This is a genomic window from Caballeronia sp. (genome assembly GCF_049581465.1).
Classification (GTDB): domain Bacteria; phylum Pseudomonadota; class Gammaproteobacteria; order Burkholderiales; family Burkholderiaceae; genus Caballeronia.
In genome coordinates, this window is record NZ_JBAUSA010000454.1 from 1 (window position 1) to 15,436 (window position 15,436).

General features: G+C 59.4%; 12 protein-coding genes and 1 pseudogene. 5 read left to right on the forward strand and 8 right to left on the reverse strand.

Annotation, left to right across the window (positions count from 1 at the left end):
• The 3 genes from WCA53_RS11215 to tssB all read right to left on the reverse strand — a co-directional run.
• The coding region (locus WCA53_RS11215; protein WP_423909303.1) for a type VI secretion system Vgr family protein at positions 1–2,138 on the reverse strand (2,138 nt) is incomplete at its 3' end.
• Between the two features lie 72 nt (positions 2,139–2,210).
• A complete protein-coding gene (gene tssC, locus WCA53_RS11220; protein ID WP_423909306.1) occupies positions 2,211–3,761 on the reverse strand; it encodes a type VI secretion system contractile sheath large subunit in 1,551 nt (516 codons plus the stop codon).
• The gene (tssB, locus tag WCA53_RS11225) at positions 3,758–4,258 is read right to left on the reverse strand and encodes a type VI secretion system contractile sheath small subunit (protein ID WP_423909309.1); all 501 of its coding nucleotides are present in this window, start codon (positions 4,256–4,258) and stop codon (positions 3,758–3,760) included. Before tssB ends, tssC begins: the two co-directional genes overlap by 4 nt.
• Before the next feature lie 453 nt (positions 4,259–4,711).
• Between tssB and tssK the strand changes: the two genes are divergently transcribed.
• The 3 genes from tssK to tssE are packed head-to-tail and all read left to right on the forward strand — an operon-like array spanning position 4,712 to position 7,160.
• A complete protein-coding gene (gene tssK / locus WCA53_RS11230; protein ID WP_423909312.1) occupies positions 4,712–6,061 on the forward strand; it encodes a type VI secretion system baseplate subunit TssK in 1,350 nt (449 codons plus the stop codon).
• Entirely contained in the window at positions 6,058–6,735 is a 678-nt protein-coding gene (locus WCA53_RS11235; protein ID WP_423909315.1) for a DotU family type IV/VI secretion system protein, read from the forward strand. Before tssK ends, WCA53_RS11235 begins: the two co-directional genes overlap by 4 nt.
• Positions 6,732–7,160, forward strand: a complete 429-nt coding sequence (tssE, locus tag WCA53_RS11240) for a type VI secretion system baseplate subunit TssE (protein ID WP_423909319.1) — start codon at positions 6,732–6,734, stop codon at positions 7,158–7,160. The genes WCA53_RS11235 and tssE overlap by 4 nt, the downstream gene beginning before the upstream one ends.
• Positions 7,161–7,214: 54 nt before the next feature.
• Here tssE and WCA53_RS11245 read toward each other — a convergent pair whose 3' ends face one another.
• Positions 7,215–8,288, reverse strand: coding sequence for an AI-2E family transporter (locus WCA53_RS11245; protein ID WP_423909324.1), 1,074 nt, complete (start codon positions 8,286–8,288; stop codon positions 7,215–7,217).
• Positions 8,289–8,514: 226 nt separating this feature from the next.
• On the opposite strand from WCA53_RS11245, the gene WCA53_RS11250 reads away from it, so the two are divergent.
• Entirely contained in the window at positions 8,515–9,030 is a 516-nt protein-coding gene (locus WCA53_RS11250; protein ID WP_423909327.1) for an OmpA family protein, read from the forward strand.
• A 9-nt stretch (positions 9,031–9,039) separates the two neighbouring features.
• On the opposite strand, the gene WCA53_RS11255 is transcribed toward WCA53_RS11250, so the two are convergent.
• The 3 genes from WCA53_RS11255 to WCA53_RS11265 form a co-directional block, all read right to left on the reverse strand.
• The gene (locus WCA53_RS11255) at positions 9,040–11,061 is read right to left on the reverse strand and encodes an acetyl/propionyl/methylcrotonyl-CoA carboxylase subunit alpha (RefSeq protein ID WP_423909330.1); all 2,022 of its coding nucleotides are present in this window, start codon (positions 11,059–11,061) and stop codon (positions 9,040–9,042) included.
• 70 nt (positions 11,062–11,131) lie between these two features.
• Entirely contained in the window at positions 11,132–12,739 is a 1,608-nt protein-coding gene (locus WCA53_RS11260; protein ID WP_423909333.1) for a carboxyl transferase domain-containing protein, read from the reverse strand.
• A 28-nt stretch (positions 12,740–12,767) separates the two neighbouring features.
• The gene (locus tag WCA53_RS11265; RefSeq protein WP_423909338.1) at positions 12,768–13,949 is read right to left on the reverse strand and encodes an isovaleryl-CoA dehydrogenase; all 1,182 of its coding nucleotides are present in this window, start codon (positions 13,947–13,949) and stop codon (positions 12,768–12,770) included.
• A 172-nt stretch (positions 13,950–14,121) separates the two neighbouring features.
• Between WCA53_RS11265 and WCA53_RS11270 the strand changes: the two genes are divergently transcribed.
• A complete protein-coding gene (locus WCA53_RS11270; protein ID WP_423909343.1) occupies positions 14,122–14,841 on the forward strand; it encodes a TetR/AcrR family transcriptional regulator in 720 nt (239 codons plus the stop codon).
• 95 nt (positions 14,842–14,936) lie between these two features.
• Here the strand turns inward: WCA53_RS11270 and WCA53_RS11275 are convergent.
• A pseudogene (locus WCA53_RS11275) lies at positions 14,937–15,436 on the reverse strand (ferritin-like domain-containing protein); the annotation flags it as partial.

The following is a 15,436-nucleotide window of genomic DNA, read 5'->3' on the forward strand; positions in this document are numbered from 1 at the left end:
ATCCACACTTCCTTCTCCGCTGAAATGACAACCGTCCCTTCCACGCTGATAATCTTCAGGTCCTTCAGCGCCGTCAGCAGCATTTCATCTCGCTGCGCCTGAATCTCCAGCTTGCCGCTGGCAGCAATGAGCTTCATACCCAGCTTCTGGGCAAAGAGTGATATCGCTTCGCCGGCCGCGACGGTGAATTTCTTGAGCACGCCAATGTCAGCGTTTCCACTAGCTGTCGCCATCAGATTGCCCTGTGCGGCTAGTTGCAGATGATGACCACTCGTAAGCGCCACACCTGCTGGCGCACTCGCGAGCAGTACCGCCTGCTGCAACTTGTCCAGCCTCTGCTCCAGAAACTGTCGCTGCTTTTCAACCTCTGCCACGTGGGCCTGCGCTACCTGCGCAGCATCCGCCAAGGCCTTCATTTGCGCGGCGGCTGCATCGAGTTGTGTCCTTGCCTCGGCCATGTCGAGTTGCTGACCGTTCGCCTTCGGCTGCGCTTCGGCGGAAATCAGAACCCCCATCCCTCCCCTTAGCGCCACATGCTCGTCCGAGCGAAGCTCACCCCCTAGCCCTCGCTTCTCCCGCTGATCATTCACCATGTGTCCCAGGTTTAATTCACTAGCCTGAAACGGTGTTGTCAGATGGACATGTTCGCTCCCCTCGCGGTCCTCCATGCGCATCTCATTGCCGCCAGCAGTGCGAAGGATATTGCGGGTGTTGTTCTCGTTGTTGACGTGGTCTGGATGCTGACTGTCATGCATCGCGCCAATAATAATGGGTCGATTTGGATCCCCATCCGTAAAGATGACGGCCACCTCCGTCCCGTCGATCAACGGAAAGTGATGTCCATAATCTCTTCCCGCGTACGGTTTAGCCAACCGAACCGGCCGGCTGGTACCACCTGGACTCCACTCATCCAGATCGAACGGAGACTTGATCCTGTACCCGCTCTGCGGCGTCATGTACGCGTACTTGTAGTTATCGGGCGACATGACCCGCGCCGGCAAGATGCCGGTGATCCGCTGCTTGGCAGCAGGATCTACCATCGGCCGATAGATACGATCCGACGGAATCGCCGTGAACTCACAGGTGTACGCTTCCTTGCGCGACGCCTTGTGCTTGACATGCGTGAGCATCAATCCATGTTCGGCATTGTCGAGCTTGCGGTTGGTAAAGCGGAACACAGCGCCCGGCGTCATGCCGATCACGTTGCCGGTCCCTTCAAAGATCACCTGCCGCGCCAGTTCGGCTTGATGCCGCAAGGTCGCCACGCGCTTGCCTGCTTCCGGCGTGGTGTAGTGCTCGCCCCAGCGATACTGATTGCCAACGGTCGTTTCGTCTTCGCGTGCCGTGTTCACCTGCGTCAGCAGCGCGACCCCAGCCGTGCGATGGTTGTAGTCATCCACCGTCACCGATTGCACCACGCGCTTGCGGCGCTCGACCAGCGTCATGACCGAATCCGCACCTCGGCTAGCGAAACCGCCTTCCTCGCGATACGGCGCCGAAAGCTTCGGATCACGTGCGTACGCATCGAGGTCGTCACCAAACACGATGACCTCATGCTTGGGCGTCTGTTCGAAACGAAACCAGATGCCCTCTTCTGCAGCAATGCGCTGGATGAACGCCAGCGCCGATTCGGCATACTGCGTAATGTATTCATGGGTTTCGTACTCGGCCCGAAGCTGGAACTTGAAATCGACGGCGGTGTAGCCGTAGTGCCGCAACACCGATTCGATAGCACTCGGCACAGTCTGGTTCTGAAACAGCCGGCTCGCGACCTCGAAGCCAAGATCGGACAGACGCGGTCCAAGCATCACGCTGTAGCGCGTTTCATCGGCTGACGAACTCAATTCATCGAAGGCGCTGATAATTCCACTGATCAGCCGCTCGGGCGGCTTCGCCAGGCGCGCGGCCAGTTCCGCCGGCAATCCGGCGTTGGGATCAACCGGTTCAACGGCAAACTTGGCTCGTTTGCCTAGAACGTCGGCAATGGGGAGTCCAGCGCGGGCACAGGTGAACTCGATCAAGAACCAATATGGCTTGCTAATTTCTTCCTCACCGTCCATGGACAGCACGGAGAAAGCCGCGGGTTGCTTCGAGATGCGCAGGCTATACGCCTGCGTCGGTAAAACCATAGTTCCCATTGATGGGCGTCTCCTGTTAGCCGATATCTCTTTGCACGACATCGGCTGAATATTGAGGTGGGTTGTCCGCAGTTACGTCGACGCGCTTTTATCCCTCGGCATCTGCGAAATCATCGAAAGGCCGACATCCATCCCTTCAACCTGAAAGTGCGGGACGATAAAAAGCCTGACGCGAAAGAAACCCGGGTTGTCCTCGATGTCTTCTACCGTCACTTCCGCTTGACGCAGCGGATGCGCAGCCTGAAGGTCGTCGTTGGGATCGGTCATCTCGGTGACCAGCGTCTTGATCCAGTTATTGAGTTCCACTTCGAGCAGACGTCGATCCTTGGTCGTCCCAATGTTTTCGCGCTGAAGCAATTTCAGGTGATGCGCAATGCGTGACAGCAGAAATATGTAGGGAAGTCGCGCGTTGATCCGGCTGTTGCCCGTGGCTTCCGGGGTGCTGTAGGGTGCGGGCTTCTGCGCAGAATTTGCAGAAAAGAAACACGCAAAGTCATGGTTCTCGTAAAACGACAACGGAATGAAACCCAGATTCGCGAAGGCGAATTCTCGCGTTTCGGGGATTAGCACCTCGGCTGAAATCTTGTTTTGAAATCCGGCGCCAAGGTCATACCAATGCACCGGCAGGCCAGCAACCTTCCCGCCCGCTCGCGGACCCCGGACCTGAACACACCAGCCGTTGCGTACAAAGCTATGCACCATGTTCGCGGCGAACGCGAACGAGGCACTGACCCAAAGGAAGCGATTCGGATCCGTACCCTTGACCGTTTCCCGATAGTTCAGGTCGCGCACGGGCGTAGTGTCGGGGCCATACGGTTGTCGGCCGAGAACACGCGGCATCGTGAGGCCTACGTAGCGCGCATCGTCAGTGCTGCGAAACGCCATCCACTTGATAAACTCGGGGCGGTCGAAGTAGCCGCTAATATCCTGGATCGCGACAACCTCCTCCATCGACTTCTTACCAAAAAACGCCGGACCCACGGCGCCAATGAACGGCATATGCGCTGCCGCCGCAACCTTCGATATATTGCGCAACAGTGCAATGTCCTTCGCCGAGTTGACGAACTCAAAGTTCGAGATGATCGCGCCGATTGGTTGACCACCCGGTGTATCGTATTCCTGAATGTACCCGTGGTAATACAACCCGCTCTGGATGACCTCCGGCGTATCGTCGAAGTCTTGCTGCAATGTCTCCTTCGAACAGTCAAGCACTTCAATCTTCACGTTCTCGCGGAAATCGGTACGATCGACCAGAAACTTCAACCCGCGCCACGCCGACTCGATCGTCTGAAACTGCGTCGAGTGCAACACCGCATCAAGGTACTTGTTCACTTGCCGATCAAGCGCATCAATATGAAAATCGAGAAGCGATTTGTCCAGGCGGTCGACTGAGCGGCCAGAATCGGCGATCACCTCCAACAGCACACCGAGCGCCCGCGACAAGCGTTCGTTGAATGGCGCCGCGGCGAGTGTATCGTTGTCCTGGAACCCTTCGAGTGGACGCGCGTCATACATGGGCTTCACGTCGAGCTTTTCGAAGAGATTGGCTAGGACGTCGCGCTCGTCGCGTGCAAGCGCCGAGGGCGGGACCACACCGGCTTGCAGACCGTCAATGCGCGTCATTGCTCCCCCGTTCTACCGACCTGTCTCAGATCAGCGCTCAAGCTTGTGGAAAGCGACGTACTCTTGACGATTCGTTCCAGTTCACTCGCAAACGCGCTGTTGTCGAGAAAATTCGATTTGAGATCCCGTAACAGGTTGCGCATGGATATGAGCCGCTGCAGTTGGGGGATCTGGTGGGCTACGCTTTCGGGTTCGAAATCCTTCATGGACTTGAAGTGCAGCGGTACGCTCGATTCGGCGTTGTCACCTTCAACGGCAATAGGCAGATCGACCCGAATTTGCGGGTTCAGCTCAGCGAGAACTGCATCGAAGTTGTTTTTATTGACGTCGATCTTCTTCCGCTCAGCGAGTGACTCACTCGCGTGGCCCGCGCTGTAGTCGCCCAGTACGAGGAGCTTGAGAGGAAGTTCTACCCTCTGCCGCGCACCGCCCGTGTGCAAGTCCACAGAGATGGAAATTCTGGACTTGGGAATTTCCCGTTCAAAGTTATCGGACATGACTTCGTGGCCCTGTATTTATGGCTCTGCAGCCCGCGTGGAACGCTAACCACGGAGTACGGAAAAGGAGAACGCACGTCACGTGAACACGGCTGACGACGCGATGAGCGTCTAGTCCAACCCATCAAAATCAGCTTTAAATCGGCGCATGCATGCCTTTTATTACAGCAGGCCATCCGAACGTTAGTCAACCGGTTAGGTATGCGATTCGATCTAAATAACCGATCGGGTTGTTTTAAAAAAATGAAATACGCTTTGAAATCAAAATCCATAAGAAGACATGTGAAATTTCAACACCAACAAACTCGCGCAAGCCTGCACACGCAGGTCATCACGAACTGAAACACCGTTTCAAGCTAGTCCTGCGGCACTCGCTATCTCTTTAATAGACGACACTGCGTAGTTCGTGTTTAGAATGCTTCCCCCAATAAGCCAACCATAAACTTGATCGCTATGCGGACTTTCAAACCGCTCTGGCATGAAGGCCTGATACTCACGCCGCAGCATTTTCAACAGCAGGAACAGTGGCTTAATTTCTCCCACCGGCAGTTCGCATCGCTAGCTGTGGCGGAGCCATGGGGCGTGATCGACGTGCAGATCGATGAGGAGATGCTGGACGCCGGCCGACTGTCTCTCACGCGGCTAAAGTTGCGGCTACCGGATGGAACGCTGGTCGACACGTCGGTCACCGACGTCCTGCCCCGTCCGCGAGATCTCGGCCGCGACGTTGCGGCCGACATGCAGAGCGTGGTCGTGGTCGCGGCGCTCCCGTTACTCAATGCGGATGGCAGTAATTGCCGGTTCGACAATGAGACCCTGTCGCGGCCACGCCGCTATTTCCGCGAATACGTTGACGTACCCGATCTGAACGGCACGGGGGTGGAAGAGCTCTCAGTGGAGCGACATGCGGTTCATCTCCTGTTCGACTTCGAACCGCACGCGGACGACGTCGTATGCCCGATCGCGCGGCTCACACGCGGGACACAGGGCCAGTTCGAAGTTGATCGCACTTATGTTCCGCCCTGTCTGACCCTTTCCGCTAATACGCGCCATCAGGAACGTGTCGCGCGCCTGTCAGACATCCTGCTCGCCAAAAGCACGGTGCTCGCCGTCAGGCGCAGCGAACGCGTCGATCAGATTGCCGAATTCGGCGTGTCCGATGTATCGCTTTTCTGGCTTCTGCACTGCATTCATACGCACTGGCCCAAACTGGCATTCCTCGGCACCCATCCGAATCAGCCACCCGAGCGCCTTTACGAAATCCTGGCGGGACTGACGGGCGCATTGATGACCTTTTCGACTGGCACCACGTTGACGTCCATTCCCATGTACGAACACGCTAAGCAAGACGAAGTGTTTTCGGCTCTCGAATCCCTGATCCGTGATCTTCTCGATGCCATCATCCCGTCCCGCGTGATTCCAATCGGCCTCGCCCGCAAGAGCGCGACCACGTGGACGGGGCAGTTCAAGGACGACCGCCTGCTCAAAGGCGCGGACTATTATCTATCGGTGAATGCTTCTGCGCCGGCGTTCCAGATCACCGAACAAGTCCCGAAATTGTGCAAGGTCGGCGCGCCTGACGACATCGAACGGATTGTTAATTCGGCACTCGCCGGGATTCCGTTGAAGGCGGTGCAGCGCGTGCCGGCTGCAATCCCGGTGCGCCTCGAAAACCAATACTTCGCGCTTGACGCGAGGGATCCCGCGCATGCTCGCATGCTCGCAGCGCGCGCCTGCCACGTCTATCTGCCGACCACCTTGCCCGATGCATCGTTTGAACTTTATGCGGTGTTGACATCGTGAACGGGACAATCCAGCGCGGACCCGATGCGTTTTCAATACGCGCCCTGCTGCGCGACACCGCACTCGAAGTCTCGCTGCTTGCGCGAGACCCAACCGACCATTCCGCGTTCGAGTTGCGCGAACGCTGCCAGCAAGTGGTCAGCGATTTCGATCGGGCACTTAAAGCCGAGCAAGTTCCTCAAGACGTGCGGGAAGACGCTGTCTATGCGCAATGCGGACTGCTCGACGAGACTGCGCTGAGATATCTCGCGGACAACGAACGCTCGGAATGGGACGCTCAACCCCTGCAAGTCGAGCGATTTGGGAATCATGACGCCGGTCAGCGGATTTATGAGCGAATAGCAGTTCGTGTGCGGGAGATGCCGCCTAACGTCACACTCCTGGGGTGCTACGCAGCGATCCTTGGCCTTGGGTTCCTCGGCCGCTATGCGCACGACGGTGAACACCAGCGTGCCGAATTGGTGACTTTGCTGAATGAGCGCATCCTGGGAGCGGGACCACGACGCGCCGGCTTCATCCTTAACGAAAGTGGCGGCACCCGTCTTGATTGGCTACGCCGGCTTTCGCCCTGGACGATGGCTGGAATCGGTTGCGTGGCGGCAGCCCTGATCTGGTTCGCGCTAGGGCAATCCCTCGACGCGCAACTGGCTAACCTGGCCGTGCCGAAGTCATGACGAAAGCGGGACCTTCCCTCTACGACATGCTGCTCGGCCACATCGACGGCGACGCACTGGATAACCACGACGACAACACGCTCGAAATTCTGAGCGTACTGGATAACATCAGGCGCATCCTGAACACCCGAGCGGGAACGCTCAAGCACCTGCCCAACTATGGGCTCCCCGATCTGACCAACGTCTACAGGAACCTGCCGGTGTCAGCACATCAACTCAAGGCCCAGATGGAAGCCACGCTGCTTGTCTACGAGCCGCGCATCCGTTCAATAGACGTGGAGGTGATGCCGGCGCAACCCGGGACGGTCGTCAGCTACGAAATGACGTGCCATCTGAAAAAGCACGGCCTCGTGCGCTTTGGAACGCACTACGAGCCAGACGGACGGACGCTGCTGGCGTGGCGGCCGCCCGGCAGTGAGGCCTAGTCCTGTTGCGGCTACAAGCGCTTCACGGCGCCCTGCAACTGGGCTTACCCAACTTCAATGCACCCAATCGTTCCACAACACGACCAAAATCGTCATCAGCGCCGGCCCGATAAACAAGCCCACCAACCCGAACGTCTGCGCCCCGCCTAGAATCCCGAACAGCACAAGCAGGAACGGCAATCGCGTCGCGCCACCGATCAGCACCGGCCGCACAAAATGCTCGGCGACAATCACGACGACAAAACCAAACACCGCGACGCAGATCGCCGCGACCATCGCGCCTTGCGCCAGCAGCCACAGCGAAGCGCCCACGAAGACGATGGGGGCGCAAAACGGCAGCATCGCCGCGATGGCGGTCAGCATGCCGAGCAAGGTCGCATGCGGCACGCCCGTCACACCGTACGCCACGCCCAGCAACGCGCCTTCGCCGAGCCCTACAACCACCAGACCGGTCACCGTACACCGGACCGACTCGGCCATGCGCCGGGCGAGTGCAGCCCCCTCCGCTCCAAACGCGCGACGCGAACCGTCGAGCAGTTGCTCCCCGAGCTTCGAGCCCGCCTTGAACAAGAAGAACAGCGTCACCAGCATGAAGCCGAAAACGACCAGCCCATGCACGAGACGGCCACCAAAATGCCGCGTCATCGCAACGACGCTCGCGCTGTGCAAGCTCTTCACAGCCGGCGATGACCCAAGGGGCGTTGCAAGATTGGCTTGCCACCATGCGGCCACGCGCGTTGCACCGATCGGCAGATGATTCACGAAATCCGGCATGGCGATGCCGTTGCGCAGCGACTCCTGGAACCAGCCCATGAGATCGCCGGCCTCGTATCCCGCTTGCGTCACGACGACGACAAACGGCACCAGGAACACGAGTCCGGTGACCAACGTGAGGCCGGCGGCAATCCCTATGTTATGTTTCTCCAGTGCGGGATGCGCTTCGAGCCAGGTCAACAAGGGCCACAATGCGATCGCAATCACCACCGCCCAGACCACGGCCGGAATGAACTCGCGGATCATCCAGAGCGCAACCGCGACGAGCAAGGCATACAGCAACCCCGATGCCATACGTTGCAGGCGCTGCGTGCGATCTTTTTGTTCGCTAGACGGCTGCTCGCGTGGATTCATGTTGATGACCTGTGTAAATGCGCATTGACGAAATGATGGGTGTGAATGAAGTGCATTGTAAATGGTGCCCGTACAGTAAGGTTTGCGGAGGCGTTTGTGGACCTTTAAGCAACGCGAAACGCCATGCGGTTCCGTGCACCATGCGTTGCACTTATTTCACACTCCCCATTTTTCGATTCCCTATAATCGGTTCCTCTGCTCCGGCATCCGTTCAAGAGATATTGCAGTGACAACGATTCAAACGATTGTCGGCGCTTGCGCCACCACCGCACTGCTTGCCGGTTGCGCGTCCGGTCCCAACCGGGCGAAGGAAGAGGCGCTCAACCAGAAGGTCGGGATCGTCGTGAGGCCAGTGAAGGCCGGCGTGGAGATGCGCATGCAGGAGGCCCCGTTGTTCGAATTCGACGCGGCGGCCATGCGCCCGGCTAGCGTCGCCATACTCAATCGCGCTGCCGTGCTGCTCAAGCGCAGTACGCGACCGATCATGATCGAGGGACACACCGACAACGTCGGCCCGCTCGACTACAACACCACGCTGTCGCAAGCACGCGCGAACGCCGTCGGCGATGCACTGGTTGCACGCGGCGTGCCCGCTGCACGCATCAAGACCAAGGGAATGGCTTATCTGGAGCCGGTAGCGTCCAACGATACGCCCGAAGGGCGCGCGTTGAACCGGCGTGTGGAGATTCTCGTCAAGGCGGAAAGCGAAGAAACGCTGATGGGTACCGCCACGACGAAATGATGTGGCGCTTTATGTCGCCGGCTGAACTTCCATGACGAGCAATTGGGCGCCGTCGGTGACCTGATCGCCGACGCCGAACAGGATTTCGCTGACCGTGCCGCTCGCAGGCGCCACGATCGTGTGCTCCATCTTCATCGCTTCCATCACGAGCAGCGGCGCGCCCTTTGCCACTGTTGCGCCGGGTTCCACCAGCACCGCGATCACTTTTCCCGGCATCGGTGCGGTCAGACGACCTTCGCCGTGCTCAGCGTCAGCGGCGTGAGCGAGCAGGTTCTGCCATTCGAACGCGAGCGATGCACCTTCGAAAAACACATGGAACATGTCGGCGTCCACGACGACCCGGCCTTTGATCCGCATGTCACCGAGCAACACGACAAATGCCCGCGGCTCGGTTCCATGCGACCAGTCAAAAGCAAGTGTCTCGCCGAACAGTTCAAGCTGCTTATTGTCTCCGCGACCCGACGTGGATTCACGCGTAAAGACCGCCTTTATTTCGTCATCCGAACCTGCAGCACGCCAGTTCAGTGCCTGCGTGTAACCGCCGCTCATGCGCCAGTGCGACAGCGCATCCCACGGCGATACGCCATGCGCCTCGCCGCCTTCACGGGCAAGCAGCGCGGCGCAAGCCAACCCGAGCGCGTGCTTCTTCGATACCGTGGACGGTGCGAACAACGTGTCGTGATGACGCTCGATCAAGCCGGTATCGAGATCGCCGGCGACGAAGGGTTCGCTGGTCACGATCCGGTGCAGGAACTCGATATTCGTCGACGGACCGACCACTTCACATTGCTTGAGTGCAAGCGCCATGCGCAGCAGCGCGTCGGCGCGATTGTGTCCATGCACGATCAGCTTCGCGATCATGGGATCGTAGAAGGGCGTGATGGTGTCGCCCTCGCGCACCCCGCTATCGATGCGAACGTTGCCGCTCAGCTGGAACTCGACCGCGTCGGGCATGCGCAGATGTTTCAGCGTTCCTGTTGAAGGCAAGAAGCCGCGTGACGGATTTTCAGCGTAGATGCGCGCTTCGATGGCATGCCCGTTCACCTTCAATTCGTCCTGCAGCAAAGGCAGCGTCTCGCCGCTCGCGACGCGCAATTGCCACTCGACCAGATCGAGGCCCGTCACCATTTCGGTGACCGGATGCTCCACCTGCAAGCGTGTATTCATTTCCATGAAATAGAACTGGCCGTCGCCGGTCATGATGAACTCGACGGTGCCCGCACCTACGTAGTTCACGGCGCGTGCAGCCGCGACCGCGGCTTCGCCCATCGCGCGGCGAACTTCATCGGAGAGACCTGGCGCGGGCGCCTCTTCCAAGACCTTTTGATGCCGGCGCTGCACCGAGCAATCGCGATCGAAAAGGTACACGATGTTGTCATGCTGATCTGCAAACACCTGCACTTCCACATGGCGTGGACGCAGCAGATACTTTTCAATCAACACGCGATCGTTGCCGAAACTGCTCGCGGCCTCACGCTTGCACGACAAAAGCGCCGACGCAAAATCCGCGCTTTTCTCCACCACGCGCATGCCCTTGCCGCCACCGCCCGCACTCGCTTTCAGCAGCACCGGATAACCAATGCCATCGGCTTCCTTTTGCAACAACGCCGGTTCCTGGCAGTCGCCGTGATAACCCGGCACGAGAGGCACGGCCGCCGATTGCATCAGCGCCTTGGCCGCCGCCTTCGATCCCATCGCGGAGATGGCTGCGACCGGCGGTCCGATAAACACCAACCCAGCCTTCTCGCATGCGCGCGCGAAGTCCTCGTTCTCCGATAAAAACCCGTAGCCCGGATGCACCGCCTGCGCGCCGGATTTCAGCGCGGCGGCGATGACCTTGTCGATCCGAAGATAGCTCTCCGACACCGCAGCACCACCCACGTGCACGGCTTCATCGCAGACGGCGACATGCTTCGCCTGCGCGTCTGCATCGGAATAGACCGCTACGCTGCCAATGCCGAGCCGCTTGCACGTCGCAGCCACACGGCATGCAATCTCGCCGCGATTGGCGATCAGTATTTTGTTGAACATGGCGAAGCCTAAAAGAGGGTTTTCACACGCGGGTTACGCACCGGTCACATGCACGCGTCACATGCTCGCTTCACATGCGGAACACGCCAAAACGCGTGTCCTCGATAGGCGCATTCATCGACGCCGCCAGCCCGAGACCGAGCACGTCGCGGGTTTGCGCCGGGTCGATCACGCCATCGTCCCACAGGCGCGCGCTGGCGTAATACGGATGACCCTGCGCTTCGTACTGGTCGCGGATCGGCGCCTTGAACGCCTCTTCCTCTTCCTTCGACCACGTGCCGCCCTTGCCTTCGATACCATCGCGACGCACGGTTGCCAGCACCGAAGCGGCCTGTTCGCCACCCATCACGGAGATGCGCGCATTGGGCCACATCCAGAGGAAACGCGGCGAATAGGCACGACCGCACATGCCGTAATTCCCGGCACCGAACGACCCGCCGATGATCACCGTGAACTTCGGCACCTTGGCCGTGGCGACCGCTGTCACCATCTTCGCGCCATTGCGTGCAATGCCTTCGTTCTCGTACTTGCGCCCGACCATGAAGCCGGTGATGTTCTGTAGGAAAACTAATGGAATTTTCCGCTGGCAACACAACTCGATAAAATGCGTGCCCTTGAGCGCCGACTCAGAAAACAGGATGCCGTTGTTCGCGATGATACCGACCGGATGACCCCAGATATGCGCAAAGCCGCATACGAGCGTTGCGCCGTAGCGCGCCTTGAATTCATCGAAGGCCGAGTCGTCGACAATACGCGCGATCACTTCGCGAATGTCGAACGGCTTGCGGGTGTCGACGGGAATAACGCCATAAATACTGTGCGGATCGTGACGCGGCGGCATCGGTTCTTTCAGCACGAGCGGCGCAGGCTTCACACGATTCAGGTTGCCCACGATACTGCGTGCGATGCCCAGCGCGTGCGCATCGTTTTGCGCGAGGTGGTCGACCACGCCGGACAAGCGCGTGTGCACGTCGCCGCCGCCCAAATCTTCCGCGCTAACGACTTCGCCGGTGGCCGCTTTGACGAGCGGTGGGCCACCCAGGAAAATGGTCCCCTGGTTTTTCACGATGATCGATTCGTCGCTCATTGCCGGGACGTAGGCCCCACCCGCCGTGCACGATCCCATCACGACGGCGATCTGCGCGATGCCCTTCGCCGACAGGTTCGCCTGGTTGTAGAAGATGCGGCCGAAGTGATCGCGATCGGGGAAAACGTCGTCCTGATTCGGCAGGTTCGCGCCGCCCGAATCGACCAGATAAACGCACGGCAGGCAATTTTCTTCAGCGATTTCCTGCGCCCGCAAATGCTTTTTCACGGTGACCGGATAGTACGTGCCGCCCTTCACGGTCGCGTCGTTGCAGACGATCACGCATTCCTGCCCCGCAATCCGGCCAATGCCCGTGATCACGCCAGCACCGGGCGCGTCGTCGTTATACATGCCGTACGCGGCCATCTGCGACAACTCGAGAAACGGCGTACCCGGATCGAGCAGTTGCGCGATGCGGTCGCGTGGCAAAAGCTTGCCGCGCGAAACATGTTTGTCGCGTGCAGCGTCGCCGCCGCCCAGTGCGAGGTTCGCGATCTTGTCCTTCAGGTCCGCGACGAGCGCTTCAAGCGCCGCCGCGTTCGCCCGGAATTCGTCGCTGCGTGGATTCAGTTTGGATTCGATGATCGGCATGAGTTTGTGCGCTCGCTTAGGGACGTATTCAAGCAGTTTCGGCAAACAGTTCGCGCCCGATCAACATGCGACGAATCTCGCTCGTGCCCGCGCCGATTTCATACAGCTTAGCGTCACGCCACAAACGGCCGACGGGGTACTCATTGATATAGCCGTTGCCGCCCAGGATCTGGATCGCTTCGCCGGCCATCCATGTCGCTTTTTCGGCCGTATAGAGGATCACGCCCGCGCAATCCTTGCGCACCTGGCGGCCATGTCCGGCGCCGAGCGTATCGAGTTGACGGCCAACGGCGTACAGATACGCCCGACACGCCTGCAACGTCGTATAGAGATCCGCGACCTTGCCCTGGATCAGTTGAAACTCACCAATTGCCTGCCCGAACTGCTTGCGGTCATGGATGTACGGCACGACCGCGTCCATGCAGGCGACCATGATGCCGGTCGGGCCGCCCGCCAGCACCGCGCGCTCATAGTCAAGACCACTCATCAATACCTTCACGCCCCCGTCCAGTTGCCCGAGGATGTTTTCCTTCGGCACTTCGACGTTCTCGAACACCAGTTCGCCCGTGTGCGAGCCGCGCATACCCAGTTTGTCGAGCTTCTGCGCGACCGAAAATCCCTGCATGCCCTTTTCGACAATAAACGCCGTGATTCCCTTCGCGCCCGCCTCGATATTCGTCTTCGCGTAGACCACGAGCGTGTCGCAATCCGGGCCGTTGGTAATCCACATCTTCGTGCCGTTCAGCACGTAGTGATCGCTCTTTTCGTCTGCCCGCAGCTTCATGCTGACCACGTCCGAACCGGCGTTCGGCTCGCTCATTGCCAGCGCGCCGATGTGTTCGCCGGACACCAGGCCGGGTAGGTACTTGCGCTTCTGCGCTTCGGTCCCGTTGCGATGGATCTGGTTCACGCACAAGTTGGAATGCGCGCCGTACGACAATCCGACCGATGCCGACGCACGCGAGATCTCCTCCATCGCGACCATGTGCGCGGTGTAGCCCATATTGGCGCCGCCGTATTCCTCGGAGACCGTCATGCCGAGCACGCCGAGATCGCCGAACTTCTTCCACAGGTCCATGGGAAACTGGTCGGTCTTATCGATTTCCGCCGCGCGCGGGGCGATTTCCTTTGCCGCGAAATGCGCCAGCGAATCACGCAGCATATCGATATCTTCGCCCAGGGCGAAGTTCAGGCCGGGTACGTCGTTCATGCGTATCTCCTTCTGATCCGTTGGCGTGAGCAGCAGCACCGCGCGATCATTTATGAGTTTCACTCACACGCGGCAATTTGCTTGATTTGCTGAAGTTTCGCGCTGAAACGGGCTTCCCGTCAATAGGGATTTGAGCTACGCTCACATTTCATACGAACTCTACTCAGCCGCCATGTCGTCCACGTTGATCGCCGGAAATCGCCGCACGCCTACAGGCGTAAAGTCGCAGCAGCGGGTGAAGGACATTCTTCAGGCGGGACGCCAAGTCTTCGCCGAGAAAGGCTATGACGCCGCCACGAGCGCCGAGATTGCGCAGCGCGCGGGGATTTCGGAGGCGACCGTATTCAGTTATTTCAGCGGAAAACGGGAACTGTGTGCGCGCGTGATTGGCGACTGGTACGACGAAATCATCGATGCGTTCGAATCCGGACTCCCCCGCGACGGTAGCGTGCGTCAGCAGTTCGCGTTCATCGTGCGCACGCATTTGCGGCTGATGCTCGTGAATGGGACGGGCTTGTGCGCGCTGGTTTTATCGGAAGGACGGGCGAAACATCATGATCTCAGCGACACGCTCACTGACCTTCAACGCCGTTACACCGCGCCGCTGATGGACGTATTGGCGCGCGGCCAGAAAGTCGGCCAGGTACGGGCCGACCTGCCGCTCCGGCTCCTGCGCTCACTGGTGTTCGGGCCGATGGAGCATGTGCTGTGGGACGCGACGCTGGCAAAGCGTCAGTTGAGTCAGGCTCAGATCGATACGACAGCCGACGAACTCATCGGCGTGTTATGGACAGCGCTTCAGCCCCCCGCTGCCGACTTGACTGCGCTCGCGCAGTTCAGACTGGACGTTGAGGAAGCGTCGCGCCGGTTCGAAGCGACGCGCCCGGAATAACGAGGCCGGCGACCATTCGCGGACGCGGACGCGACGGACGGTTAGTTGCAAAATAGATGACCCGAAGCGCGTCGCCGAAGAACGCTTGAAGAACGCTATTTAATGAACCGTCGCACGATCCCGGCGAGCCACGGCACGGTTACGGGCCGCAATAGTCTCACGTCATATCCACTCATCCGGCGTTCGTTTTCCTCCAGGCACAAGTCGACCAATGCCCTCGCCGACACCGCCCCGGCCACGGAATCGCCCACGTTCGCCGGGAAGTTCATATCCTGGGCGGCGCCGCTGGTGTCAAAGCCACGGGCTAGCGAGATGCGGTCGCGAATGAGCGAGAACCAAACGCTTGCTATTTGCAGGAGAAACCACGGTCGCTTGTACCAGGGCAAACTCCGCCGATACCACGCCACCCAATTGGCAAAGAACAGGATGTGGCGCGCTTCCTCCTGAATCACCGGCTCGAAGGTTTCGACTAGCTCCTCCGGGAAAAAGCCTGATTGGCGCGCCGCTTCGAAGAGCCCGAAAGCGAAGAAACTGTCGATGCATTCGCTATAGCCCGTCAGCAACCATGCGCGCAACGCGTCGGCGGGTGCGGGAT

Bases quoted from the DNA above. Each gene is read 5' to 3' on its own strand.
- tssC (WP_423909306.1), bottom strand. From the start codon at position 3,761: ATGACGCGCATTGACGGTCTGCAAGCCGGTGTGGTCCCGCCCTCGGCG.
- tssB (WP_423909309.1), bottom strand. From the start codon at position 4,258: ATGTCCGATAACTTTGAACGGGAAATTCCCAAGTCCAGAATTTCCATC.
- tssK (WP_423909312.1), top strand. From the start codon at position 4,712: ATGCGGACTTTCAAACCGCTCTGGCATGAAGGCCTGATACTCACGCCG.
- tssE (WP_423909319.1), top strand. From the start codon at position 6,732: ATGACGAAAGCGGGACCTTCCCTCTACGACATGCTGCTCGGCCACATC.
- WCA53_RS11245 (WP_423909324.1), bottom strand. From the start codon at position 8,288: ATGAATCCACGCGAGCAGCCGTCTAGCGAACAAAAAGATCGCACGCAG.
- WCA53_RS11255 (WP_423909330.1), bottom strand. From the start codon at position 11,061: ATGTTCAACAAAATACTGATCGCCAATCGCGGCGAGATTGCATGCCGT.
- WCA53_RS11260 (WP_423909333.1), bottom strand. From the start codon at position 12,739: ATGCCGATCATCGAATCCAAACTGAATCCACGCAGCGACGAATTCCGG.
- WCA53_RS11265 (WP_423909338.1), bottom strand. From the start codon at position 13,949: ATGAACGACGTACCCGGCCTGAACTTCGCCCTGGGCGAAGATATCGAT.
- WCA53_RS11270 (WP_423909343.1), top strand. From the start codon at position 14,122: ATGTCGTCCACGTTGATCGCCGGAAATCGCCGCACGCCTACAGGCGTA.